Source organism: Streptomyces sp. LUP47B, from assembly GCF_001746295.1.
GTDB lineage: Bacteria > Actinomycetota > Actinomycetes > Streptomycetales > Streptomycetaceae > Streptomyces.
Window position 1 is genome coordinate 338,041 of record NZ_MJAH01000015.1, and the last position, 25,183, is coordinate 363,223.

A 25,183-nucleotide genomic window follows, 5' to 3' on the forward strand; every position below is an offset into this window, starting at 1 on the left:
GGGTGTGTTGTGGGTCGGGGCCGGGGTGGGGGGTGTCCGTCCTCGGTCCGGCGGCTCGGCTGCTTCAACAGTGCTCGGTGACGGACGCCGGCCGCTGCGGGCGGACACCCCCCACCCCGGCCCCTTCTCGCCGTACGCGGCGAACGGTCCGTCGTGGCGCGCCGTGCGGCGAATGGTCCGTCGTGGCGCGCCGTGGGGCGAATGGTCCGTCGTGGCGCGCCGTGGGGCGAATGGTCCGTCGTGGCGCGCCGTGCGGTGAACGGTCCGTCGTGGCGGGGGTGACTGCAACTCCTCAGGGGCGCGGGGAACTGCGCGACCAGCCCCCACCGGCCCGCACTCGCCGTACGACAGCATCCGGCACCCCCGTAGGCGCCCCTCGAACATCCGCTCACCCAGAGGTAGCCTCCGCCCATGGCAAACGGGCAGTGGTACCCAGCGGAATGGCCGGACCGCATCCGCGCGCTCGCGGACGGCTTGCTTCAGCCGGCCGTGCCCAGACGCGCCGCCACGGTGATGCTGCTGAAGGACGGGCCGAGCGGAACCGTGGTGCACATGTTGCGCAGGCGGGCCTCCATGGCCTTCGCGGGAGGCGCTTACGCCTATCCCGGCGGCGGAGTCGATCCCCGTGACGACGAGCACCACATCCACTGGGCGGGCCCCACGCGCGCGTGGTGGGCTGCTCGGCTCGGGGTGGACGAGACGACGGCCCAGGCGATCGTCTGCGCGGCCGTGCGGGAGACGTACGAGGAGGCGGGTGTCCTGCTCGCCGGGCCGACGTCCGAGTCGGTGGTCGGTGACACCACCGGCGCCGAGTGGGAGGCGGACCGTGCCGCTCTGGTGGCCCGGGATCTCTCCTTCGCCGAGTTCCTGGAGCGCCGGGGGCTGGTCCTGCGGTCGGATCTGCTCGGGGCCTGGACCCGCTGGATCACCCCCGAGTTCGAACCCCGGCGTTACGACACGTGGTTCTTCGTCGCAGCCCTCCCCGAGGGGCAGCGCACGCGCAACGCCTCCACGGAGGCCGACCGCACGGTGTGGATCCGTCCTCAGGACGCGGCGGACGGCTACGACAAGGGCGAGTTGCTCATGATGCCGCCCACCATCGCCACGCTGCGCCAGCTCACCGCGTACGGCACGGCCGCCGACGCGCTCGCCGGCGCGCCCGACCGTGACCTGACGCCGGTGCTGGCGCAGGCCCGGCTGGTGGACGGCGAGATCGTGCTCTCCTGGCCGGGGCACGACGAGTTCACCAAGCACATCCCGACCGGTGGAGCCTCCGCATGACCGACGCCGCAGCCCTCCCGGGCCAGCCGCGTGGCGGGGTCCTCTCGGGCCCCGCCACCCCGCGGGCCGTCAACGTCCTCGCGCCCAACGCCTCCGCGATGACCCTGGACGGGACCAACACCTGGATCCTGTCGGAGCCGGATTCGGAGCTGGCGGTCGTCGTCGACCCCGGGCCGCTCGACGAGGGGCATCTCCGCGCGGTCGTCGACACGGCCGAGGCCGCCGGCAGGCGTGTCGCCCTCACCCTGCTCACCCACGGCCATCCCGACCACGCCGAAGGTGCCGCCCGCTTCGCCGGGCTGACCGGCTCCAAGGTGCGGGCCCTCGATCCGGCGCTGCGCCTGGGCGACGAGGGGCTCGGCGCCGGGGACGTGGTGCGCGTCGGTGGGCTGGAGCTCAGGGTCGTGCCCACTCCCGGGCACACCGCCGACTCGCTGTGCTTCCATCTCCCGGCCGATCAGGCGGTCCTGACCGGTGACACCGTCCTGGGGCGCGGCACGACCGTCGTGGCCCATCCCGACGGCCGTCTGGGCGACTATCTGGACTCGCTGCGGCGGCTGAGGTCTCTGACGGTCGACGACGGCGTCCACACCGTCCTTCCGGGCCACGGGCCCGTCCTGGAGGATGCCCAGGGTGTCGTCGAGTTCTATCTCGCCCACCGGGCCCATCGGCTCGCCCAGGTCGAGACGGCCGTGGAGAACGGATACCGCACGCCCGGTGCCGTCGTAGAACGTGTGTACGCGGATGTGAACCGGGCACTCTGGCCCGCCGCCGAGCTGTCGGTGCGGGCTCAGATGGAGTACCTGGAGGAGCACGGGCTCATCTAGGGGTCTTCGTGCCGTGCACGCGCGTGTACTCGTCCGCAAGCCAGGGGCCCAGGTCGTCGACGTACGTCCGCAGTACGGCCGTGTCGGCGGTCGGGGTGAGTCCCAGGGCGGCTGCCGCCCGTAGCTGCTCGGCGCGCTGGGGGTAGTACGCGCCGAAGGCCTCCGCCATCTGTCCCAGGTCGCTCGTCCAGCCGTTCCAGCAGGGCATGACCAGGGTGAACGCGGTGCGGACCAGGTGGCGGGACATGAAGCGGACGAGGCGAGTCCGGGGCTCGTCGGAGTCCGCCGCCTCGATCCGTTCGCGCCAGCGGGGGAGCAGGAGGGCGAGGTCGCCGTTCGTCTCGCGGGCCAGGAGGGCGTCGGGGCGGTAGCGGGGGAGGTACTCCGCCAGGTCGTCCCCGAGCAGCGGGGTGCACAAACAGGCCACGAACCAGCCCATGTCGTGCCGCTCCAGCTCGCTCAGCAGGAGATCCCGGCTGTACAGCAGCGGTCCGACGCCGTCGATCTGCGGGAACTCCTTGTCGAGCGCCTCCCCGAGTTCCCGTACGCCCTCCCGGTCCGCGTCGGTCGGTTCGTCCCGAAGGGCCAGCAGGAGGTCGAGATCGCTGCGGCCCACGCGCGCGGTGCCGCGCGGAATCGAGCCGTAGAGGTATGCGCTGTGCAGCCTCGGCCCGAACAGGTCCAGCACCCGGTCGCGGGCGGCGGCGACGACCGGGCGGAAGGCCTGCGGGATCCGTCCGAGGGAGCCCTCGCGCTCGATGTAGCCCTGGGCGTCGAGCCCCTTGCGGGCGATGGAGGGCACTGTTTCGGCGGTCATGGGATCACTGTGCCCGGGGGCGGTCCCTGGGACAGCTCATTTACGGCCCTGAGCGGACCGTGTGGGGCCGAACGTGGCCAGCGCTGGTGGGCGATGCGCGGGGGGCGTGAGGCGCCGTGGGGGTGGCAGGTGGTGGCGATCTCGTCGCCGGACGCGGCGGGTCGGCAGGCCGGGTCCGACGCGGCCCTTGGCGGAGTGTGGGGCCGAACGTGGTCAGCGTCGGAGGACGCTGGTGGGCGACGCGCAGGGGGCGTGAGGCGCCGTGAGGGTGGCAGGTGGTGGCGATCTCGTCGCCGGACGCGGCGGGTCGGCAGGCCGGGTCCGACGCGGCCCTTGGCGGAGTGTGGGGCCGAACGTGGTCAGCGTCGGAGGACGCTGGTGGGCGATGCGCGGGGGGCGTGAGGCGCCGTGGGGGTGGCAGGTGGTGGCGATCTCGTCGCCGGACGCGGTGGTCGGCAGGTCGGGTCCGGGCCACGTCCGGCCGGACGTGGCGGTCAGGGGGAGCAGGAGGGGATCGTGCCTCCTCGTCTGAGGGGTAAGTCGGTCCCCTGTTGGGTCCGGTTCAGGCGACCGTGCCCGGGGCCAGGCCCTGGGAGCCGCCCCGGACGTCGGCAGCGCCACCGTGACCACGTCAGGGCCGGCGGCTTGACGTGGAGGCTGCTCTCCGCCAGCGATGTCCGGCTGCGGGGCGCTGTCCTTGTGGACGCCCACGCCCGGCGACACGAGAAGGGCCCCGCCGTGCGGCAGGGCCCTTCGGAGTCGTACGGCGATCCGCGCTCAGCGCGAGCGCTTGGCCAGCCTCTCGACGTCCAGGAGGATCACCGCGCGGGCCTCCAGGCGCAGCCAGCCACGCTGGGCGAAGTCCGCGAGGGCCTTGTTGACCGTCTCGCGCGAGGCGCCGACCAGTTGGGCGAGCTCCTCCTGCGTGAGGTCGTGGACGACGTGGATGCCCTCCTCGGACTGCACGCCGAAGCGGCGGGAGAGGTCGAGCAGCGCGCGGGCCACGCGGCCGGGGACGTCCGAGAAGACCAGGTCGGACATCGCGTCGTTGGTGCGGCGCAGACGGCGGGCGACGGCGCGCAGCAACGCGGTGGCCACCTCGGGGCGGGCGTTCAGCCAGGGCTGGAGGTCGGGGTGGCCGAGGCCCAGCAGCTTGACCTCGGTCAGCGCGGTGGCGGTCGCCGTGCGCGGGCCCGGGTCGAACAGGGACAGTTCGCCGATGAGTTCGCCGGGGCCGACTACGGCCAGCATGTTCTCGCGGCCGTCGGGGGAGGTGCGGTGGAGCTTGACCTTGCCCTCGGTGACGACGTAGAGCCGGTCTCCCGGGTCGCCCTCGTGGAACAGCGAGTCGCCGCGCGCGAGGGTCACCTCACTCATGGAGGCGCGGAGCTCCGCGGACTGCTCGTCGTCGAGTGCCGCGAAGAGCGGGTTGCGCCGGAGGACGTCGTCCACGAGTTCTCTCCTTGTCGACCTGCTCAGGGGATCTTGTTCCCCCTTGGTACCAGGGGAACCCGGTGCCCATTTTGCCGGACGGTCCAAACAGTGTGATCTGTCACAAGGATGCCGCACACATGTCCCGGGGTAAGCGGCAGGGGTCCAATTGGGGGCCGGTCTTCGAGGTCCGGGGCGGATGTCAGTGCCGGGCCCTAGGCTGGCCGGGTGTCCAAAACGCCGGTGAGAGCACAGGCCAAGGGGGCTGGACGGGTGGTTGTACGTCGAGATTCCGCTGTGGGCGAACAGGGCGTCGGCGGCGGAAAGAAAACGGCAAAAGCGGCAGGGAAGGCTCCGGTGGAGAAGAGGGCTTCGGCGAAGAAGGCGGCTCCCGTGAGGAAGGCCGCCGCCGTGAAGAAGGCAACTGTCGCTCCCAGGAAGGCAGCGGCTCCGGTCAAGAAGGCCTCGGCCACGAAGACGGTCGCGACGAAGTCCCCGCGGAACGAGTCGCGGACCGCCCTCGTCCGCCGCGCCCGGCGCATCAACCGCGAGCTCGCGGAGGTGTTTCCGTACGCCCACCCCGAGTTGGACTTCGAGAACCCCTTCCAGCTGATCGTGGCGACGGTCCTGTCCGCGCAGACCACCGACCTGAGGGTCAATCAGACGACCCCCGCGCTGTTCGCCAAGTACCCGACCCCCGAGGATCTGGCCGCGGCCAACCCCGAGGAGGTCGAGGAGATCCTCCGGCCGACCGGGTTCTTCCGGGCGAAGACCAAGTCGGTTATAGGGCTGTCCAAGGCCCTCGTGGAGAACTTCGGCGGTGAGGTCCCGGAGCGGCTCGAAGACCTCGTCACACTGCCCGGTGTGGGCCGCAAGACCGCCTTCGTCGTTCTCGGCAACGCCTTCGGGCGGCCCGGCGTCACCGTCGACACGCACTTCATGCGGCTGGTTCGGCGCTGGCAGTGGACCGACGAGACCGACCCCGACAAGATCGAGGCGGCCGTCACCGCGCTCTTCCCGAAGAGCGACTGGACGGACCTGTCCCACCACGTCATCTGGCACGGCCGCCGCATCTGCCACGCCCGCAAGCCCGCCTGCGGTGCCTGCCCCATCACCCCGCTCTGCCCGGCCTACGGCGAGGGCGAGACGGACCCGGAGAAGGCGAAGAAGCTCCTGAAGTACGAGAAGGGCGGCTTCCCGGGACAGCGGCTGAATCCGCCGCAGGCCTATCTCGACGCCGGCGGCAAGGCCGCACCGCCGCTGGGAGTCACCGAGTGAGGATGCGGACGGCGCGGCAGGGAGGCCCTGCGCGGCGGGGCGGCGGGCCGGATCGGGAGGCCGGGGCTGCCCGCGCGGTGCGGCCGGTCGGGCAACCCCGGCACCACCGTTCCGTGCGGACGGTCGGGCAACCCCGGCACCCTGGTGCCGTGCCGTCGGAACGATCTAGGGCCCGTCGGGCGTTGAGTGATGCAGGACGACGGGGGTGGCGATGACACGGGCGAGCCATACGACGGGCGTGACGCTCAGCAAGGACGGCCTGCCGAGCTGGCTGGACCCGGTGGTGCACGCCGTGGAGACGGTCGAGCCGCGGCAGCTGAGCCGCTTCCTGCCGCCGGCGAACGGCGCGGGCCGGCAGTCGGCCGTCCTGATCCTGTTCGGCGAGGGCGAGCGCGGCCCCGAGCTGCTGCTGATGGAGCGGGCGAGCTCGCTCAGGTCGCACGCCGGGCAGCCGTCGTTCCCCGGCGGCGCGCTCGATCCGGAGGACGGCGATCCGCATGGCGACGGGCCGCTGCGGGCCGCCCTGCGCGAGGCCGAGGAGGAGACCGGCCTCGACCCCTCAGGCGTCCAGCTGTTCGGCGTGCTGCCCAAGCTGTACATCCCGGTCAGCGGCTTCGTGGTGACCCCGGTGCTGGGCTGGTGGCGCGAGCCGACCCCGGTCGGGGTCGTCGATCCGAATGAAACCGCCCGCGTCTTCACCGTTCCCGTGGCGGATCTCACGGACCCGGACAACCGAGCGACGACCGTCCACCCCAGCGGCCACCGAGGTCCGGCATTCCTGGTCGAATCGGCCCTTGTCTGGGGCTTCACCGCCGGAATCATCGACCGACTCCTGCACTACGCGAGCTGGGAGCGCCCCTGGGACCGCGAGAAGCAGGTCCCGCTCGACTGGCGCGCATGACAGGGTGAGCTCCGTGTTGTGTCTTTTCGGGGGCGCTGTATCCGATTGCCGCTTCGCGGCGGGCCGGACCCCCGGCCGACCTGTGGTGAACGCGAAGTGATGAGGCGAGGCTCGAACCGGTGAACGTGCTGGACATCCTGTTGCTGGTCGCCGCCGTGTGGTTCGCGATCGTCGGCTATCGCCAGGGCTTCGTCGTCGGCATCCTGTCGGTGATCGGGTTCCTGGGCGGTGGTCTCGTCGCCGTCTACACCCTGCCCGTCGTCTGGGACGCGCTGACCGACCACGCGGAGGTCGGCACGGTCGCCGCCGTCGTCGGCGTCGTCATCGTGATCGTCTGCGCCTCCGTCGGCCAGGCCCTGACCACCCATCTCGGCAACAAGCTGCGCCGGTACATCACCTGGTCGCCCGCCCGTGCCGTCGACGCCACCGGCGGCGCCCTCGTGAACGTCGTGGCGATGCTCCTGGTCGCCTGGCTGATCGGCGCCATGCTCGCGCAGACCACGATGTCCACGGTCGGCAAGGAGGTGCGCGGTTCCAAGGTGCTCCTCGGCGTCCAGGAGGTGCTGCCCTCCGACGCGGACACCTGGTTCAAGGACTTCACCTCGGTCCTCGCGGACAACGGCTTCCCGCAGGTCTTCAGCCCGTTCTCCAACGAGCCCATCAAGGCGGTCCAGCCCCCCGACCCCAAGCTCGCGAACAGCGCGGTCGCCACCCGCGCCCAGCGCTCCATCGTCAAGGTCATGGGCACCGCGCAGAGCTGCGGCAAGGTCCTGGAGGGCTCCGGCTTCGTGTTCGGCGACCGCCGCGTCATGACCAACGCCCATGTCGTCGGCGGCGTCGACGAGCCCACGGTCCAGATAGGCGGCGAGGGCCGCAAGTACGACGCCACGGTCGTCCTCTACGACTGGCAGCGCGACATCGCCGTACTGGACGTCCCCGACCTGGACGCGCCGGCGCTGCGGTTCACGTCCGAGGACGCCGCCAGCGGGGACAGCGCGATCGTCGCGGGCTTCCCGGAGAACGGCTCGTACGATGTCCGCTCCGCGCGGGTGCGCGGGCGCATCGACGCCCACGGACCGGACATCTACCACCGCGGCACCGTCAGCCGTGACGTCTACTCCCTCTACGCGACCGTCCGCCAGGGCAACTCCGGCGGCCCGCTGCTGACCCCCGACGGCAGGGTGTACGGCGTGGTGTTCGCCAAGTCGCTCGACGACGCCGACACCGGGTACGCGCTCACCGCGGACGAGATCCAGGAGGACATCGCCAAGGGGCGCACCGCGAACCAGCAGGTGGACAGCGACAGCTGCGCGCTGTGAGGGGTGTCAGGACGAGGACACGTCAGCCTCGGGGATGACGCAGGCGTACCGAGACCCAGCGGGCCCGGCGACGCAGGATGCGCGGGATGCCCACCCTCAGGTCCGTGCCGCCCGCCAGTTGCGGGGCACCGCCCTGATGATGGGTGCTCAGGGCAGCGCCCGAGCGTCGATTGCGTGCTGCGTCACCGTAGTCGTGCGTCCAGCCCATACCCGGACGTGTGCCCCCGCCCCAAGGTCGATAACCGCCCCCACGCCCCCCAATTGGCCTATGCGCCGGGCAAGTGGCCGTTCGTAGGACAGGTGTTCAGCTCCCTGTACCGGAAGCGACGAAACGGTCACCGGTCGGGTTCGGGATCCTTCAGCCAATTGATCAGTTCCGTCGAGAAGGCGACCGGGTCCTCTTCGTGCGGGAAGTGCCCCAGACCGTCGAACAGCCGCCAGCGGTACGGCGCTTCGACGTACTCCCCGGACCCGGCGGCGCTGCGCGTGCGCATCACCGGGTCGAGCGAGCCGTGCAGGTGAAGCGTCGGCACGCGGACGGGCCGCTTCATGCGCCGGTTGAACTGGATCCCGTCGGGACGGGCCATCGAACGCACCATCCAGCGGTACGGCTCGATCGAACAGTGCGCCGTCGAGGGGATGCAGATCGCTCTGCGGTACGTCTCCACCGCCTTGTCGTCCGGCTGGCGCGGGCCGGACCAGTCCCGGATCAGCTCGGCGACCAGCGCGCCGTCGTCGGCGGTCAGCTGCCGCTCCGGGACCCAGGGCCGCTGGAACCCCCAGATGTAGGAGCCGGCGCGGGTCTGCTTGACGTCCGCCAGCATCGCCGAGCGCCAGCGCCGGGGATGCGGCATCGAGGCGACCGCGAGCCGTCGTACGAGCTTGGGACGCATCGCGGCCGCCGTCCATGCCAGATAGCCGCCCAGGTCATGGCCGACCAGGGCGGCGTCCGGCTCGCCGAGCGAGCGGATCACGCCGGTGACGTCGAGGGCCAGGTTGGCGGGGTCGTAGCCGCGCGGGGTGCGGTCGCTGCCGCCGACGCCGCGCAGATCCATGGCCACGGCCCGGAAGCCGGCGTCGGCGAGCGCCTCCAGCTGGTGGCGCCAGGTCCACCAGAACTGGGGGAAGCCGTGCAGGAACATCACGAGTGGTCCGTCGCCCAGTTCGGCGATGTGGAAGCGCGCGCCGTTGGCGGCCACGTCCCGGTGCGTCCAGGGACCGTCGGGCCGTACGAGAGAGGCGGGCTGCTGCGCCGAAGGACTGGCGGGATCGGTCATGACGACGAGCGTGCCACAGCCTCGATGGCCTTCGTGTTGCGGACCCGCTCCTCAAGGACCTTGGTGTCGTCGGGTCGCGGGTGCGGCTTGGCGTTCTGGAGGACGCCCGCCGTCTCCTTCATCGACGCGGCGACCTTCTGCGGGCCCTTGCTCTTCTGTGCCTTCTTCGCGAAGACGACGCCGATCAGCGCGAGGACGAGCGCGACGAGGACGTTGGCCGCGAAGGACAGCAGGAAGCAGACCGCGAGGTTCCAGTCGCTCCAGCTGCGGATGCCGTACGCCAGGGCGAAGTTCAGCATCGGCAGGGAGAACAGCAGGACCGCGCCGGCCACGCTGAACGCGCCGCCGCTCGCCGCGCCCCGTTTGACGTCCTGCTTGAGCTGGGCCTTCGCCAGCGCGATCTCGTCGTGCACCAGCGCAGACATCTCGGTCGTCGCCGAGGCGAACAGCTGGCCGATGCTGCGTTCGGCGCCGACCGGGCTGCCGTCGGGTGCGCTCATCGCGGTCTCCCTATTCACTGGGACTCTTTTGTGTGGCGTGTCTTTTGTACCGTCCCGTCAGATCATGCCCGACGGCCGTCCTCCTCGCCTGCCCCGCCCGTTACTTCGGCAAGCCGCTCGGCGCTCTTGAGCTCGGCGATCCGGCGGTGCTCGGCGGCCTTTCGCTCATGGATGGCCGCCATGCGCAGGTGGTACGCCGGGTCGTCCTCCTCGTAGATGTCCGGGATGCCGGACTGGTCCTCGTCGCGCTCCTCGGCCTCGTACAGCCTGCGGTACTCGGCGTTGCGCAGCTTCAGCAGCACGGTCGCGAGGGTGGCCGCGATGAGCGAGCCGAGGAGTACGGCGGCCTTGACCTCGTCGGTCAGTGTGGCGTCGTCGGCGAAGGCGAGCTCCCCGATGAGCAGCGACACGGTGAAGCCGATGCCGGCCAGGGTCGCCACCGCGAACACGTCGGCCCATGCGAGGTCGTCGCTGAGTGAGGCCCGGGTGAAGCGAGCCGTGAGCCATGTCCCGCCGAAGATGCCGAGCGCCTTGCCGACGACCAGCCCGAGCACCACGCCGAGCGTCTCCGGCTGGGTGAAGACGTCGCCGACCGCGCCGCCGGAGACGGAGACACCCGCGCTGAAGAGGGCGAACAGGGGGACGGCCAGGCCCGCCGAGAGCGGCCGTACGAGATGCTCGATGTGCTCGCCCGGGGAGTGCTTCTCGTCCTCCCGCGTGCTGCAGCGCAGCATCAGGCCCATCGCTACACCCGCGATCGTGGCGTGGACGCCGCTGTTGTACATCAGCGCCCAGATCACCAGCGCGAGCGGGACATAGACGTACCACCCGCGCACGCCCTTGCGCAGCAGGAACCAGAAGACCGCGAGGCCGAGGGCCGCGCCGCCGAGCGCGGCGAAGTCGATGTCGGCGGTGAAGAAGACCGCGATGATCAGGATCGCGAAGAGGTCGTCGACGACGGCGAGGGTCAGCAGGAAGGCGCGCAGCGCGCTCGGCAGCCAGGTGCCGATGACGGCGAGCACGGCGAGCGCGAAGGCGATGTCGGTGGCGGTGGGCACGGCCCAGCCGGCCAGGGAGCCGCCGCCGGTGAGGTTGGTGAGCGTGTAGACGAGCGCCGGTACGGCCATGCCGCACAGGGCGGCCACCACGGGCAGTGCGGCCGCCTTGGGGTCCTTCAGGTCACCGGCGACCAGTTCGCGCTTGAGCTCGATGCCGGCCACGAAGAAGAAGATCGCGAGGAGACCGTCGGCGGCCCAGTGTTCGACCGACAGATCGAGTCCGAGGGCCGCGGGACCCAGATGGTAGTGGCTGACGCTCTCGTAACTGCTTTGCAGCGCGGGAACGTTCGCCCAGATCAGAGCGGTGACCGCGGCGACGAGCAGCAGCACACCGCCGACCGTCTCGGTGCGCAGTGCGTCCGCGAGGAAGGTCCGCTCGGGGAGGGAGAGGCGTCCGAGGACCTTGCGAGGGGGCGCGGACATGGGGGAGACCTCCGGTCGGTGGGCAGGGCTGAGCTGTTCGCCGACCAGACTTCCCGGCACACCTGAGGGTCACGCTGTTGTTTAGTTTAGCTAAAAGGGGCGCCCGGCGCGTTCTCGCGCCGGGCGCCCCTTTCTGGCGCCGGGCGCCCCTTTCTGAAGGAGTCGGTCAGTAGGAGTCGGTCAGTCCTCGCTGGGCGCTGCCGGCAGCTTGGCCTGGATGAGGTCCATGACCGTCGAGTCGGTCAGCGTGGTCACGTCACCGAGCTGGCGGTTCTCGGCCACGTCCCGCAGCAGACGGCGCATGATCTTGCCGGAACGGGTCTTGGGCAGCTCGGCCACCGGCAGGACCCGCTTGGGCTTGGCGATCGGGCCGAGGGTGGCACCGACGTGATTGCGCAGGTCGGCGATGAGGTTCTCGTCCTCGGCGTTCGCCGTGCCGCGCAGGATCACGAACGCGACGATGGCCTGGCCGGTCGTCTCGTCCGCGGCACCGACGACGGCCGCCTCGGCGACCGACGGGTGGGAGACGAGCGCCGACTCGACCTCGGTGGTCGAAATGTTGTGGCCGGAGACCAGCATGACGTCGTCGACGCGTCCGAGCAGCCAGATGTCGCCGTCGTCGTCCTTCTTCGCGCCGTCGCCGGCGAAGTACCGGCCCTCGAAGCGCGACCAGTACGTGTCGAGGAAGCGCTGGTCGTCGCCCCAGATGGTGCGCAGCATCGACGGCCACGGCTCGGTCAGGACGAGGTAGCCGCCACCGCCGTTGGGGACCTCCTGAGCGTCGTCGTCCACCACGGTGGCCGAGATGCCGGGCAGTGGCGTCTGCGCGGAACCGGGCTTGGTCGCGGTCACACCCGGCAGCGGGGAGATCATCATCGCGCCGGTCTCGGTCTGCCACCAGGTGTCCACGATCGGCGTCCGGTCGGCGCCGATGTGCTTGCGGTACCAGATCCACGCCTCGGGGTTGATCGGCTCACCCACGGACCCCAGCACCCGCAGGCTGCTGAGATCGAACTTCGCGGGGATGTCGTCGCCCCACTTCATGAACGTACGAATGGCGGTGGGCGCCGTGTAGAGGATCGTCACTCCGTACTTCTGCACGATCTCCCAGAAGCGGCCCTGGTGCGGGGTGTCCGGGGTGCCCTCGTACATCACCTGGGTGGCGCCGTTGGCGAGCGGGCCGTAGACGATGTACGAGTGCCCGGTGACCCAGCCGACGTCGGCCGTGCACCAGTAGACGTCGGTCTCCGGCTTGAGGTCGAAGACGGCGTGGTGGGTGTACGCGGTCTGGGTGAGATAACCGCCGGAGGTGTGCAGGATGCCCTTGGGCTTACCCGTCGTGCCGGACGTGTAGAGGATGAAGAGCGGCTGCTCGGCGCCGAAGGGCTCGGGGGTGTGCTCGGCCGGCTGCCGCTCGACGATCTCGTGCCACCACACGTCACGGCTGTCGTCCCAGGCGACCTCCTGGCCGGTACGGCGTACGACCAGCACGTGCTCGACGTTGTCGACCTTGCCGACCGCCTCGTCGACGGCGGGCTTGAGCGCGGACGGCTTGCCGCGCCGGTAGCCGCCGTCGGTGGTGATGACCACCTTGGCGTCGGCGTCCTGGATGCGGGTCGCGAGCGCGTCCGCCGAGAAGCCGCCGAAGACCACGGAGTGCGCGGCGCCGATCCGGGCGCACGCGAGCATCGCGACGGCGGTCTCGGGGATCATCGGCATGTAGACGGCGACCCGGTCGCCCTTGCGTACTCCCAGCTCCAGCAGGGCGTTCGCGGCCTTGGAGACCTCGTCCTTGAGCTCGGCGTAGGTGATCGCGCGGCTGTCGCCGGGCTCGCCCTCGAAGTGGATGGCGACCCGGTCACCGTTGCCCGCTTCGACATGCCGGTCGACGCAGTTGTACGCCACATTGAGCTCGCCGTCCTTGAACCACTTGGCGAACGGCGGGTTCGACCAGTCCAGGGTCTCGGTCGGCTCCTTGGCCCAGCTCAGTCGGCGGGCCTGCTCGGCCCAGAAACCGAGCCGGTCAGCCTTGGCCTGCTCATACGCCTCCGCCGTGACGTTGGCGTTTGCGGCCAGGTCGGCGGGGGGTGCGAACCTGCGCTCTTCCTTGAGCAGGTTGGCCAGGCTTTCGTTGCTCACGGCATCTGCCTTTCCCAGGGTGTCCGTTGTGTCCCAGGCCACAGCTCATCACCCCGGGGGCGTGATGACAAGGGTCGACCTGAAATTGGTTTAGACCTGTTGGACGTCGAGTCCGGCGGCCCGGGTCATCCGTACCCACGTACGCCGACCAGGCGGAGTTCAGCGCTTGTAACGCCTTTCACACTCCCGCCGCCGACCGCGCCCTGTGGCCGACCTGACGACCGGGAGCGGTCCTGGACTCCGCCCACACCAACGGCCGGGCGGGACACAGGGTTCCCCTGGAGGTTGCCTCCCCGGGGCACTGAATCACCGGCGAAGCCGACGCCCCGACGGGGTCCAGCGTTCTTGGTGCCCGTCGGTGGGTGTGCGGCCACGCCAGGACGGCAGCTGAGGCCGGTGTCGACGCCGCACACCCCCGAGGCTCACGCCGGCAGGTCCGCCGCCGCCTTCACATGGTCGAACAGCCCGTCTCCGTCCGACCCGGTGAGCAGATACGCCTGCGCCTCGCCCACGTGGAAGTACATCCCGTGCAGCTCCAGCTCCCCCTTCCGCAGGGCCCGGGCGACCGTTTCATGGGCGCTCAGATGCTCCAACTGCTGCACCACGTTGGTCAGACAGAGCTGCTCGACCGCGTCGGCGGGTGCCCGCCCGGCGAGTCTCGCCGGCGGCCGGATGTCGTCGGCCATCCGCTCCAGGCTGGGCAGTCCGTGTCGCAGCCACCGCTGCAGCGGGGTCCGGGCGCCACCCGGCTCGGAGTTGAGCAGTGCCTGCATGGCCCCGCAACCGGAGTGCCCGCACACCGTGATGGAACGCACCTTCAGCACATCCACCGCGTACTCGATCGCCGCCGCCACCGAGTCGTCCCCGCTCTCCTTGCCGGGCAGCGGGACGAGGTTGCCCACGTTGCGCACCACGAAGAGGTCGCCCGGGCCACTGGAGGTGATCATCGAGGTGACCAGCCGTGAGTCGGCACAGGTGAGGAAGAGCTGGTCCGGCTGCTGGCCCTCGCGCGCCAGCCGGGCCAGCTCGCCCCGCACGATGGGTGCGGTGTTGCGCTGGAACGCGCTGATGCCGCGCGCCAGTTCGTGTCCGCTCGACTCGCGGCCCGCGCTCGGGCCCTGACCCGCACCGGGCTCGCCGGGCGCATCGGGATGTCCGGCGGCCGGCGCGGTGTACGGGCGCTCACACTGGTGGTTGCGCCAGGGCGTCCAGGGGCGGCAGCGGCAGTGGGCGGAATCGGACGGCTCGGCGATGCGCGTGCCTGGTCTGCGCCCGGTCAGTTCGACGGAGCCGCCCTGCGCGGTGTGTGTCTTCTGCCAGTCCTGCAGCGACTCGTACGCCGCGTGGTCCATGAACGACCCGTCCAACTCCACGACGGCTTCCGCTCCGTGGGGGATGAGATGCAGGGCCCGGCTCAGCCGGGGTACCGCGAGGAACGTCAACTGTCCTCGCACATGGACGTGATGGACTCCTTCCCTCTCGTGGTGCGTGATGCGGGTGCGGGTGAGGCGGTGCAGGGCGACCGCGACGGCGACGGCGACGCCAAGCGTCACACCCTCCAGGACGCCGAACAGGACCACGCCGAGGGTGGTGACGGCGTAGACCGGAACCTCTCGGTGCCGGGTCACCGTGCGGATGTGGTGCAGGGACACCATCTGGATGCCGACGGCCATCACCAGGGCGGCGAGCGAGGCGAGCGGGATGAACTCCAGGACCGGGACCATCAGCAGTGCGGCGATCACTACGAGAACGCCGTGCAGCACGGTGGAGTTCCGGCTGACGGCACCGGCTTGGACGTTGGCCGAACTCCGCACCGCCACACCGGCGACGGGCAGTCCGCCGAGCGTGCCGGAGACGATGTTGGCGGCCCCCTGACCGAGCAGTTCGCGGTTCAGATCGGAGCGGCCGACGCGGGCACCGCGGCCGGATCCGGGGGCGCCGGAGATCAGGTCGGGGCGTCCGGCCACCAGCTTGTCGACCGCGACCGCGCCGAGCAGCGACTGCACACTGCACACCAGCGTGGTGGTGAGCACGGCGGCGACGAGCCCGAGCACGGGACCCTCGGGCAGCCCGGCCAGGGCGTGGCTGCTCCAGGACGGCAGATCGACCATGGGCAGGGTCAGCCCGGCGAACGAGGCGGCGGCGGTGGCTCCGGCGACGGCCACGAGCGCGGCCGGGACCTTGCGCAGGAGTTGCCCTGCCCGGCCGGGGACGCGCGGCCAGAGGAGGAGCAGCGCCAGGGTCAGCACGCTCACCGACACCGCGGCGGGCTGCAGGCGGGCCAACTGTGCGGGCAGGCCCCGGAGGTTGTCGAGGACGGAGCTCTGCGGGGTGCCGCCGAGGACGATGTGCACCTGGGCGACGGCGATGGTCAAGCCGATACCGGCGAGCATGCCGTGCACGATCGCCGGGCTGACGGCGAGCGCGGTACGGGCCACGCGCACGCAGCCGAGGCCGAGTTGGACCACTCCGGCAAGGACGGTGATGGCGCAGGTGGTACGCCAGCCGTAGCGGTGGATCAGGTCGGCGGTGACCACGGTGAGTCCGGCGGCGGGCCCACTGACCTGGAGCGGGGATCCGCCGAGTCGGCCGGCGACGATCCCTCCGACGGCGGCGGCCACGAGGCCCGCCTGGAGGGGCGCGCCGGTGGCGAGGGCGATGCCGAGGGACAGGGGCAGGGCGATCAGGAAGACCGCGATCGAGGCCGACACGTCGGCGCCCGCGATGCGGAAGCGGCGGGGCGGGGTCGGCGGGGGGCTGTGAGGTCGGTGGTTGCGCCTCGTGGGGTTCGAGTCGCTCGGGTCGGTGGCGCGGGTGGGAACACAGGCTGACATTTTCCCGTCTCCTCCGGGGCAGCGCGGTCGCGGAACAGGTGGTCCCCCGTCGGTGGCGGGGGTCGGGTCGCGGCCGTGGGTCACGGCGTGCAGCGGCGGGATGATGCAACGCTTTGTAAATGGATCGTAATGCAGAGTAAAGGGCAGGCATAGACTTTCCGGGCAAATGGGTGAACAACTCACCTAGATGGGTGAAGTGGCAATTTCATCGGCTTGTCGTACTAATTCCTTCTCGGGTCCATGCGACCTTGGCGGCGCTGTCGTTGGCCCCGAGAGAAGGAAGAAGGTGGGCGGAACATGGCCGCCACCCACAGGATTGCCGCGGGAGCCGTGGTCGCCGCGGTCTGCGCCGCCTCGCTCGCCGGTTGCGGGACCGGGACCGACGTCTCCGACGGAGGAGCCGCCGGCCCGCAGAAGGTGAAGCCCGGACAGGCCCCGCCCAAGCGGGTGTTGCGCCTGATCGGCGACGGCTCCACCGCGTACACCGGAGCGCAGCCGCACCTGCCCAGAGCCGAACGCCTCAAGCCCGGCGAGAAGCCCCCGCAGTTCGTGGTGTTCTCCTGGGACGGCGCAGGCGAGGACAGCCAGAAGCTGTTCTCCCGCTTCCGTGAGGTCGCCAAGGCGAACCACGCGACGATGACGTACTTCCTGAGCGGCGTGTACATGCTGCCGGAGGGCAAGCGCGACGAGTACAAGCCGCCGCAGCACTCCCCGGGCCGCTCCGACATCGGCTTCAACGACGAGCAGGGCATCGCCGACACCGTCAAGCAGTTGCGCCTCGCGTGGCTGGAGGGCAACGAGATCGGGACCCACTTCAACGGCCACTTCTGCGGCAGCGGCGGCGGGGTGGGCCAGTGGTCGGTCGCGGAGTGGAAGGACGAGATCGCCCAGGCGAAGAAGTTCGTGAAGTCCTGGAAGACCAACACCGGGATGACGAAGGCCTCCCCGCTGCCCTTCGACTACGACAAGGAGCTCGTCGGCGCCCGCACCCCCTGCCTGGAGGGCCAGAAGAACTTCATGCAGGCCGCCCGCGAACTGGGCTTCCGCTATGACACCAGCGGTGTCAACGACCAGGTCTGGCCGAAGAAGAAGCAGGGTCTGTGGGACCTGTCGATGCAGCTCGTGCCCTTCCCCGGGCACTCCTACGAGCAGCTCACGATGGACTACAACTTCATGGTCAACCAGTCCGGCACCGCGACCCAGGGTGACCCGGACAAGTTCGAGTTCTGGGGCGACCAGATGCGTGACGGCCTGCTCAAGGGCTTCCACCGGGCCTACGACGGCAACCGTGCGCCTCTGGTCATCGGCAACCACTTCGAGTCCTGGAACGGCGGCACCTATATGCGGGCCGTGAAGGAGACCATCGAGCAGGTGTGCAACAAGCCCGACGTGCGCTGTGTCTCCTTCCGGCAGCTGGCCGACTGGCTGGACGCCCAGGACCCGAAGACCCTGGAGAAGCTGGGCACCCTGGGCGTCGGCGAGGCACCGAAGCAGGGCTGGCCGGCCTTCATGTCGGGCCGACCGGCCCCGGCACCGAAGGGTGTGCCGGGGGCACCGGCTGCCAAGCGGCAGTAGTCGTCGGCCGGTTGCCGCCGCTTCAGACGGACCATCTGCCGGGTGTAGCGCTCCGCGTCACGCAGCTCGTACGTCGCGTCGACGGCCGTCCGCAGCCGGTGCAGGGCGCGGCGGTTGACGTCCTCCAGGAGCGCGAACCGGGGCGGTCGGCCCTTCTCCAGGGCACGCACCCAGTCGGAGTGCCCGACCGTCACCAGCAGGTCGTCCCCGACTTCGGCGCGGAGGAAGTCGAGGTCGTCCCGGCCCTGCACCTTGTTGCCGACGACCTTCAGGACCACACCGAAGTCGCGGGCGTACTCCTTGTACTGGCGATAGACCGAGATCCCCTTCCGGGTCGGCTCGGCGACGACGAACGTGATGTCGAAGCGGGTGAACATGCCGGAGGCGAAGGAGTCGGAGCCCGCCGTCATGTCCACCACGACGTACTCGCCCCGCCCGTCCACGAGGTGGTTCAGGAAGAGCTCCACCGCTCCCGTCTTGGAGTGGTAGCAGGCGACCCCCAGGTCGGCGTCCGTGAAGGGGCCGGTGACCATCAGACGGACGATGTCGCCGTCGAGTTCCACCGCCCGTGCGCAGGCCCCGTAAACCGGGTTGTCCTCGCGCACCCGCAGCAGCCGCGAACCCTCGCCCGGCGGAGTGGTCTTGATCATCTCCGCGGCCGAGGCGATCAGCGGATTCGTGCCGCGCAGATACTCCTTGATCAGCGGCAACCGCTCGCCCAGGGCGGGCAGCGCGGCCGCCTGGCTCTCGTCCAGGCCGAGCGCCGGCCCCAGGTGCTGGTTGATGTCGGCATCGACGGCGATCACCGGTGCTCCGGTGGCCGCGAGATGGCGGATGAACAGGGAGGACAGGGTGGTCTTGCCGCTGCCGCCCTTCCCGACGAAAGCAATTTTCATGTTCACGAAGAGTAGTCAATTGATAGCTGTATGTGGCAGGCAGGCGTGAAGAAGACCACTCCATCGAGGGGCACGCGGCTGGGTTGCGTAGGGTCGTACTCATGAGTACGACAGGCGCGAACGCCGATCCGCTCGCGGCCCTGGGCTCGCTGCCCGGCGTGGCCGAGTCCGTGGAGTCCGTGCGCAAGTCCGTGGACCGGGTTTACGGACACCGTGTCATGCGGCGCCGCAGCAATGAGATCACCTCCGAGGCGGCCCTGCGCGGCGCCCGCGGCTCGGCGGCACTGTCCGGCGCGGACTGGGCCCTGGAAGAGGTGCGCCGGCGCTCCGACTTCGGCGTCGACGGCGAGTCGCGGGTCATGGGCGCGGCGCTGCGGCTGACCGCCGAGGCCGGCCAGCTGCTGTCCATCTGGCGGCAGTCGCCCCTGCGTGTGCTGGCCCGGCTGCACCTGGTCGCCGCGGCGAGCGACGAGGACGAGATCGGGCGTCCCCGTCAGGCCGGCGAGACCGTCGACGAGCCGCTCATCGAGCTGCCCCTGCCGGACGCGGCCGAGGTCTCGGGCCGGTTGGAGGGGCTGTCCCAGCTGATCATCGCCGGCAGCTCGGCCCCCGCTCTGGTCTCGGCCGCCGTCGTACAGGGAGAACTCCTCGCCCTCAGGCCCTTCGTGTCCCACAACGGCCTGGTCGCCCGCGCGGCCGCGCGGATCGTCCTGGTCGGCAGCGGCCTCGACCCGAAGTCGGTCTGCCCGGCGGAGGTCGGTCACGCCGAACTGGGCCGGGCGGCCTATCTGGCGGCGCTCGACGGATACGTCTCCGGGACCCCCGAGGGCATGGCCGCCTGGATCGCCCACTGTGGCAGCGCGATCGAATTGGGTGCGCGCGAGTCGACGGCGGTGTGCGAGGCACTCCAGCGCGGGGCGGCGTAAAACCCCCTGGAACAGAGTTGCGGCGGTACGAGGACTCGTACCGCCGCTGGCATGTTCACCGGGTTACCAAGCGTCCTCGATGTATTGCCCATCAGGTCGGGACTTTGCCCGTCACCTGGTGCGGCTGGCCCGTAATCGACGGGTCGACGTCGCGTGGGTGCTCGATGTCCATGCTCGGTCCGTGGGGCCAAATGCGTTTCTAAGGTGATCCTTTCGGATGTCCTTGGTCTCGCGGGCCGTTAACCCCTTTGTACTCCTGGACCGGAGCAAGCGGAACCCCTGGCCGTCGTTCTTTACTTTTATCCGCAAATACGGGTCAAGTGGGCGGAATCACCTCAGGCCACTGTCGCCCGCCGCCGATTCGCGTACCAGACGAGGCCTGCCGTCGCCGCTGCCGCCCCTATCGCCGCGACCGCGACGAGCGCCGGGCGCTGCCGTACGCCGAAACCGGGCAGCCGTTGCTTGAGCCGGACCGGCCGGTGGAAATCAAGAATCGGCCACCCGCGCGCGAGAGCCTCGCGGCGCAGCGTCCGGTCCGGATTGACGGCGTGCGCATGGCCCACGGCCTCGAGCATCGGCAGGTCGGTCGCCGAGTCGCTGTAGGCGTAACAGCGTTCCAGGTCGTACCCCTCGGACTCCGCCAGCTCCTTGATCGCCTCGGCCTTGGTCGGGCCGTACGCGTAGTACTCCACCTCGCCGGTGAAGCAGCCGTCCTCGCCCACGACCATCCGCGTCGCCACCACCCGGTCGGCGCCCAGCAGTTCGCCGATCGGCTCGACGACCTCGGCGCCGGACGTGGAGACGATGACGACGTCGCGGCCGGCGGTGTGGTGCTCCTCGATCAGGGAGGCGGCCTCGTCGTAGATGATCGGGTCGATCAGGTCGTGGAGCGTTTCGGCCACGATCTCCTTGACGTGCTGGACGTTCCAGCCGCGCACGAGCGCGGAGAGGTACTCGCGGGTGCGTTCCATCTGGTCGTGGTCCATACCGCCGACGAGGAAGACGAACTGGGCATATGCGGTCCGCAAGGCGGCCCTGCGGTTGATCAGCCCGCCTTGGTAGAACGACTTGCTGAACGTGAGTGTGCTCGACTTCGCAATGACCGTCTTGTCCAGGTCAAAGAAGGCTGCTGTGCGAGGCAAGGAGTGGTTTTCCACGACCCCGAGCATAGGTGCAGCCCATTCGGCGTAAGGTGAGGCGCGTGGGTTTGCCTGAGAGGGCTCTCGGGTACACCATGGAAGTCACGGATCGTTCGCGACCGTGCTAACCCGGTCCGACTCCTCCCCCCCCGAGTCGGCCGTGGAGACGACCCCCACTCTCCCCCCCGGTGGGGGTCGTCGCATGTCCGGGTGGGTTTTTCCCCTTCTGTTCGCGGTCCCGCGACTGCTTCGAGGCGGCGCCGGCCGCCTCTTCCGCCTGTCCATGATCCGTCACTGTGAGTAGCTGTGGCGCTGCTCTGCGGAAGTCTTGCGCAGGCGCTGCGGGACTCACCGGTATGGGTGACGGCGATATTCACAACCGTCGAGTTGTCCACAGTTATCGACCAAGATCCACACGATTTCCGGGATCGCTGCACCGTGATTCCCACACGTCCCGCTCCAGCCGACTTCATGGCCGGTTCCGGTTAGCCGGGTGTGTTTGGCCGGTTCGTATCGGCCGTTCATATGGAGGCCACTTGCCGGTTCTTCACACGTTTGGGAATCGCGGGGCCGAAGGGGCCGCGTGAGAGAGGCGCCGCGCGGGCCCTCGTGGAGGTCCTCGCGCGGCGCGGCGAAGGGGGATGGAGACCGTGACCGCAGCCGTCACACACGAGGGACAGCCCGCCGCCGGAGGGCGACCGGGCCGGCCGTTGATCGTCACGGAGGACGAGGACCTACTCGACGACCTGCTGCGACTGTGCGCGGCGGCCGGGGCGAAAGCCGAGGTGCACCACGGAGTGCCGGAGCCCAGAGGAAGCTGGGAGGCCGCCCCGCTCGTCCTGGTCGGCGACGACGCCGCACGGCGCGTGCGCGGGGCCGCACGCCGACGTGGAGTAGTGCTCGTCGGCCGGGACCAGGACGACTCCGGGGTGTGGAAGCGGGCCGTCGAGATCGGCGCCGACCACGTCCTGATGCTGCCCGACGGTGAACAGTGGCTGGTCGACCGCATCGCCGACGTCACCGAGGGCATCGGCCGGCCCGCCCTCACCGTCGGCGTCATCGGCGGCCGCGGCGGGGCCGGAGCCTCCACGCTCGCGTGTGCCCTCGCCGTCACCTCCGCGCGTGAGGGGCTGCGCACTCTCCTCGTGGACGCCGATCCGCTGGGCGGCGGACTCGATGTACTCCTCGGCGGCGAGAGCACCGAGGGGCTGCGCTGGCCCGCGTTCGCCGCCTCCCGCGGGCGGGTCGGCGGCGGTGCCCTCGAGGAGTCGCTGCCACGGCTGCACTCACTGCGGGTGCTGAGCTGGGACCGCGGCGACCGCATCGCCGTCCCGCCCCAGGCTGTGCGAGCGGTACTCGCCGCGGCCCGGCGCCGGGGCGGAACCGTCGTCGTCGACCTGCCCCGTCGCCTCGACGACGGCGTCGCCGAGGTTCTCTCCCAGCTCGACCTCGGGATCCTCGTGGTCCCCGCCGAGCTGCGCGCCGTCGCCGCGGCCGGCCGCGTGGCCTCCGCCGTCGGCATGGTCCTGCGCGACCTGCGGGTGGCGGTACGAGGCCCGTACGCACCCGGCCTCGACGACCGTGAGGTGGCCCGACTGCTGGGACTGCCCCTGGTGGGCGAGGTGCCGGTGGAGTCGGCGCTCCAGCGGCCGCGGGGAAGCGACTCACCTCCGGGGGCGGCCGTGCGGGGGCCGCTCGCGCGCTTCTGCAAGGAGTTCTGGGAGCGGGCGTTGGCGGAGGCGGGAGCGGCATGAGCGTGTTCTCGGGGTTCGAGCGGGCGGACGGCGCGGGGGACGGTTCTGCCGAGGAGTGGTGGAGGGGTGATCCGGTAGCCGGACTCGTTGAGCGGCGGCGGTCGGGTGATCCGGCAGTGGGTTCCGTCGAGCGGTGGCGGTCGGGTGAGGTGCCGGTCGGTGCCGTCGGACTGCGGGGCGCCCCGGTGCGTGGTCGTCCGGCTTCGGCGACGCCGGGTGCGGACATGGCTTCCGGGCTGCTGGACGGCGTACGGCAGTGGCTGGCCGAGAGTGGGGCCGAACCGACGCCCGCGCGTGTGGCGCAGGCGCTGCGGGAGCAGGGGCGGGTGCTCGGGGACGCCGAAGTGCTGGGCGCCGCCGAGCGGTTGCGGTCCGAGCTGGTCGGCAGCGGGCCCTTGGAGCCGTTGCTCGCCGACCCGTCGGTGACGGATGTCCTGGTGTCGGCTCCGGACCGGGTCTGGGTGGACCGGGGCGGCGGACTCGAACTGACCGCCGTCTCCTTCCCGGACGCGGCCGCCGTACGACGACTCGCACAGCGGCTCGCCGCGGTGGCGGGGCGACGCCTCGACGACGCGCGGCCCTGGGTGGACGCACGGCTGCCGGACGGGACCCGGCTGCACGCGGTGCTTCCTCCGGTCGCCGTCGGCTGTGCCTGTCTGTCGCTGCGGGTCGTACGCCCGCGTGCGTTCACGCTGGACGAGCTGGTCGCGGCCGGCACGGTGCCGCCGGGCGGAGACCGGGTGCTGCGGGCGCTGCTCGACGCGCGGCTGTCCTTCCTCATCAGCGGCGGGACCGGCACCGGAAAGACGACGCTGCTGAGCGCGCTGCTGGGGCTCGTCGGGCCGGGCGAGCGGATCGTCCTCGCGGAGGACTCGGCGGAGCTCAGGCCGGACCATCCGCACGTCGTACGGCTGGAGACGAGACCCGCCAACCAGGAGGGCGCAGGACTCGTCACGCTCGAGGACCTGGTGCGACAGGCGCTGCGGATGCGGCCCGACCGGCTGGTCGTGGGTGAGGTGCGCGGGCCCGAAGTGGTGCATCTGCTGGCCGCGTTGAACACGGGCCATGAGGGCGGCTGCGGGACCGTTCACGCCAACGCTGCGGCCGACGTACCGGCCCGCCTCGAGGCGCTTGGCACGGCGGCCGGGCTCGACAGGGCCGCGCTGCACAGCCAGTTGGCGGCCGCGCTGTCGGTCGTACTCCATCTTGTGCGTGACCGGGCCGGGCGGCGGCGGATCGCCGAGGTGCGGGTGCTGGAGCGGGACTCCTCGGGGCTGGTGCGGACGGTGCCGGCGCTGCGCTGGGGAGTGGAGGCGTTCGCGTACGAGCGGGGGTGGGAGCGGCTGCGAGAACTGCTCGGGGCCGCGATGCGGGGGCCGTCGGGGGAGAGCAGGTGACTTGGGCGGGATCGGAGCGAGAGGACGACGACGAGATGGCTCGGACGGCGGGAGTACGTGGTGACCGGGATGGGGGAAATGTCGGTGGGGTCGACGGGTGTGGCCGTGGGGTGCCTCGGGGTGGCCGTGTGGCTGTGGGGCGGGCGGCGTTCCGGGGTGCGGCGGGCGCAGCTGCTGCTGGCGGGCGGCGGGGTGGCGGGGGTCGGACCTCCACCGTGGCGGCGCCTGGTGGGAGAGCTGCGGCAGGTTCGTGGGCGACTCGGGTTCGAGTGGTGGGCGGCGGTCGCAGGGCTGGTGATCGCCCTGCTGGGGGCCTCGATGCTGCCGGTCGTCGCGGGGGCCGCCGCGGTGCCGTTGCTGCGGCGGGTGCGGCTGGCCCGGGCGGAGCGACGGGTGCGTGAGCGGCGGGCGGACGAGGTGATCGCGCTGTGCGCCACGGTCGCCGGGGAGGTGCGGGCGGGGCGGCAGCCGGGTGAGGCGCTGGTGCGGGCTGTGCGGGACTTCGAGGGTATGGGGGTCGGTGGGGCCGGATCGGGCGGGTGTGGACCTGGAGAGCCGGAGTTCGGTGGGCTCGGGGAGACGCAGGCTGCCGTGTTGGCGGCGGCCCGGTTCGGCGGGGATGTTCCGGGGGCGCTCGCGGCGGCGGCTCGGCGGCCCGGGGCCGAGGGTCTGTTGGGGCTTGCCGCGTGCTGGCGGGTGGCCGTGGACCAGGGCGCGGGGCTCGCGGCCGGGCTGGATCGGCTCGAAGGTGCACTACGGGCCGATCGGGACCAACGAGCGGATCTGCGCGCCCAGTTGGCCGGCGCCCGGTCCACGGCGTGGATGCTCGCCGCGCTGCCGGTGCTGGGGCTGGGACTCGGTGCCGCCCTTGGTGCCGATCCCCTGCACGTCCTTCTGCACACCGGCTCCGGGCTGGGCTGCCTGCTGGTCGGCGGCCTGCTGGAGGGCGTCGGGATGTGGTGGGCGACGCGGATCGTGAGGGGAGCCGAGGCGGCATGAGCGCGGAAGTTTTCCACAGGCTGGGGGCGGTTGTGGGGGCGGCACTGGTGATCGCCTGGCTCGCCCGCTGGGCCGCGGCCGCGCGGCATGAGCGCAGAGTGCGACGGCGGCTCGGAAAGTTGCTGGCCACTGCGCAGGCAACGGCCGAGGGGCCGCGGTTCGAGGCTCGGGATCTTGCGCGGCGGTGGCTGCCCGTGGCCGGCGTCGGGTGTGCCGGGTGGGTGCTGGTCGGCGGAGTCGCCGGTGGCGTGGTCGGGCTGGTCGTCGCGGTGGGCTTGTGGCGGTGGCGGCTACGGCAGACGGCCGGCGTGGGTGCCGAGGAGGCCGACGCGCGCGAGGCGGCCCGGCAACTGCCGCTCGCCGCCGACCTGCTGGCCGCCTGCATCGCGGCGGGCGCCGGTCCAGTGATCGC

19 protein-coding genes and 1 pseudogene are annotated in these 25,183 nt (G+C 71.1%); 10 read left to right on the plus strand and 10 right to left on the minus strand.

The annotated features are described in order from the left end of the window. The first annotated feature begins 411 nt into the window (after nt 1-411). Together BFN33_RS37005 and BFN33_RS37010 are read left to right on the plus strand one after the other, a co-directional pair. Nucleotides 412-1,281 (plus strand): NUDIX hydrolase, encoded by an 870-nt coding sequence (locus BFN33_RS37005; protein ID WP_069764563.1) that lies wholly within the window; start codon nt 412-414, stop codon nt 1,279-1,281. Continuing rightward, nucleotides 1,278-2,108 carry an MBL fold metallo-hydrolase gene (locus tag BFN33_RS37010; protein ID WP_069764564.1) on the plus strand — a complete coding sequence of 277 codons (831 nt, stop codon included), beginning with the start codon at nt 1,278-1,280 and terminating at the stop codon, nt 2,106-2,108. The genes BFN33_RS37005 and BFN33_RS37010 overlap by 4 nt, the downstream gene beginning before the upstream one ends. Here BFN33_RS37010 and BFN33_RS37015 read toward each other — a convergent pair. Then, complete coding sequence (locus BFN33_RS37015; protein WP_069764565.1) at nt 2,101-2,925, minus strand: nucleotidyltransferase domain-containing protein; 825 nt, start codon at nt 2,923-2,925, stop codon at nt 2,101-2,103. The genes BFN33_RS37010 and BFN33_RS37015 overlap by 8 nt on opposite strands. Before the next feature lie 777 nt (nt 2,926-3,702). Next, complete coding sequence (locus BFN33_RS37020) at nt 3,703-4,377, minus strand: Crp/Fnr family transcriptional regulator (RefSeq protein WP_069764566.1); 675 nt, start codon at nt 4,375-4,377, stop codon at nt 3,703-3,705. A 336-nt stretch (nt 4,378-4,713) separates the two neighbouring features. Between BFN33_RS37020 and nth the strand changes: the two genes are divergently transcribed. The 3 genes from nth to BFN33_RS37035 all read left to right on the plus strand — a co-directional run bounded on the left by nth (nt 4,714) and on the right by BFN33_RS37035 (nt 7,854). Beyond that, entirely contained in the window at nt 4,714-5,634 is a 921-nt protein-coding gene (gene nth / locus BFN33_RS37025) for an endonuclease III (RefSeq protein WP_069764567.1), read from the plus strand. A 211-nt stretch (nt 5,635-5,845) separates the two neighbouring features. Continuing rightward, entirely contained in the window at nt 5,846-6,535 is a 690-nt protein-coding gene (locus BFN33_RS37030) for a CoA pyrophosphatase (RefSeq protein WP_069764719.1), read from the plus strand. 119 nt (nt 6,536-6,654) lie between these two features. After that, nucleotides 6,655-7,854, plus strand: coding sequence for a MarP family serine protease (locus BFN33_RS37035; protein WP_069764568.1), 1,200 nt, complete (start codon nt 6,655-6,657; stop codon nt 7,852-7,854). A 22-nt stretch (nt 7,855-7,876) separates the two neighbouring features. On the opposite strand, the gene BFN33_RS54745 is transcribed toward BFN33_RS37035, so the two are convergent. The 7 genes from BFN33_RS54745 to BFN33_RS50510 all read right to left on the minus strand — a co-directional run bounded on the left by BFN33_RS54745 (nt 7,877) and on the right by BFN33_RS50510 (nt 18,556). Continuing rightward, nucleotides 7,877-8,062: a hypothetical protein gene (locus BFN33_RS54745; RefSeq protein WP_079141194.1), complete on the minus strand. Its 186-nt coding sequence runs from the start codon at nt 8,060-8,062 to the stop codon at nt 7,877-7,879. A gap of 127 nt (nt 8,063-8,189) precedes the next feature. Further along, entirely contained in the window at nt 8,190-9,131 is a 942-nt protein-coding gene (locus tag BFN33_RS37040) for an alpha/beta fold hydrolase (protein ID WP_069764569.1), read from the minus strand. Then, on the minus strand, nt 9,128-9,631 hold the full coding sequence (locus tag BFN33_RS37045; RefSeq protein ID WP_069764570.1) for a phage holin family protein: 504 nt from the start codon (nt 9,629-9,631) through the stop codon (nt 9,128-9,130). Before BFN33_RS37045 ends, BFN33_RS37040 begins: the two co-directional genes overlap by 4 nt. A 62-nt stretch (nt 9,632-9,693) precedes the next feature. After that, complete coding sequence (nhaA, locus tag BFN33_RS37050) at nt 9,694-11,112, minus strand: Na+/H+ antiporter NhaA (RefSeq protein ID WP_069764571.1); 1,419 nt, start codon at nt 11,110-11,112, stop codon at nt 9,694-9,696. A gap of 180 nt (nt 11,113-11,292) precedes the next feature. Then, nucleotides 11,293-13,251, minus strand: coding sequence for an acetate--CoA ligase (acs, locus tag BFN33_RS37055; RefSeq protein ID WP_069764720.1), 1,959 nt, complete (start codon nt 13,249-13,251; stop codon nt 11,293-11,295). A 422-nt stretch (nt 13,252-13,673) separates the two neighbouring features. Next, nucleotides 13,674-16,085: a SulP family inorganic anion transporter gene (locus tag BFN33_RS37060; RefSeq protein WP_069764572.1), complete on the minus strand. Its 2,412-nt coding sequence runs from the start codon at nt 16,083-16,085 to the stop codon at nt 13,674-13,676. A 1,337-nt stretch (nt 16,086-17,422) separates the two neighbouring features. Then, the gene (locus BFN33_RS50510) at nt 17,423-18,556 is read right to left on the minus strand and encodes an ATP-binding protein (RefSeq protein ID WP_256122959.1); all 1,134 of its coding nucleotides are present in this window, start codon (nt 18,554-18,556) and stop codon (nt 17,423-17,425) included. Nucleotides 18,557-18,657: 101 nt separating this feature from the next. Here BFN33_RS50510 and BFN33_RS37075 point away from each other — a divergent pair, with 101 nt between their 5' ends. Next, nucleotides 18,658-19,482: an oxidoreductase gene (locus BFN33_RS37075; RefSeq protein ID WP_069764575.1), complete on the plus strand. Its 825-nt coding sequence runs from the start codon at nt 18,658-18,660 to the stop codon at nt 19,480-19,482. A 335-nt stretch (nt 19,483-19,817) separates the two neighbouring features. On the opposite strand, the gene BFN33_RS37080 is transcribed toward BFN33_RS37075, so the two are convergent. Continuing rightward, a complete protein-coding gene (locus BFN33_RS37080) occupies nt 19,818-20,651 on the minus strand; it encodes an HAD family phosphatase (protein WP_069764576.1) in 834 nt (277 codons plus the stop codon). Nucleotides 20,652-21,262: 611 nt separating this feature from the next. Between BFN33_RS37080 and ssd the strand changes: the two genes are divergently transcribed. From ssd to BFN33_RS37100, 4 genes and pseudogenes are all read left to right on the plus strand, one after another. Next, nucleotides 21,263-22,375 carry a septum site-determining protein Ssd gene (gene ssd / locus BFN33_RS37085; RefSeq protein WP_069764577.1) on the plus strand — a complete coding sequence of 371 codons (1,113 nt, stop codon included), beginning with the start codon at nt 21,263-21,265 and terminating at the stop codon, nt 22,373-22,375. Nucleotides 22,376-22,599: 224 nt separating this feature from the next. Then, the gene (locus BFN33_RS37090) at nt 22,600-23,772 is read left to right on the plus strand and encodes a TadA family conjugal transfer-associated ATPase (protein WP_069764721.1); all 1,173 of its coding nucleotides are present in this window, start codon (nt 22,600-22,602) and stop codon (nt 23,770-23,772) included. Between the two features lie 69 nt (nt 23,773-23,841). Then, the gene (locus BFN33_RS37095; protein WP_069764722.1) at nt 23,842-24,771 is read left to right on the plus strand and encodes a type II secretion system F family protein; all 930 of its coding nucleotides are present in this window, start codon (nt 23,842-23,844) and stop codon (nt 24,769-24,771) included. After that, a pseudogene (locus BFN33_RS37100) lies at nt 24,768-25,183 on the plus strand (hypothetical protein); the annotation flags it as partial. The gene BFN33_RS37095 and the pseudogene BFN33_RS37100, both read left to right, overlap by 4 nt.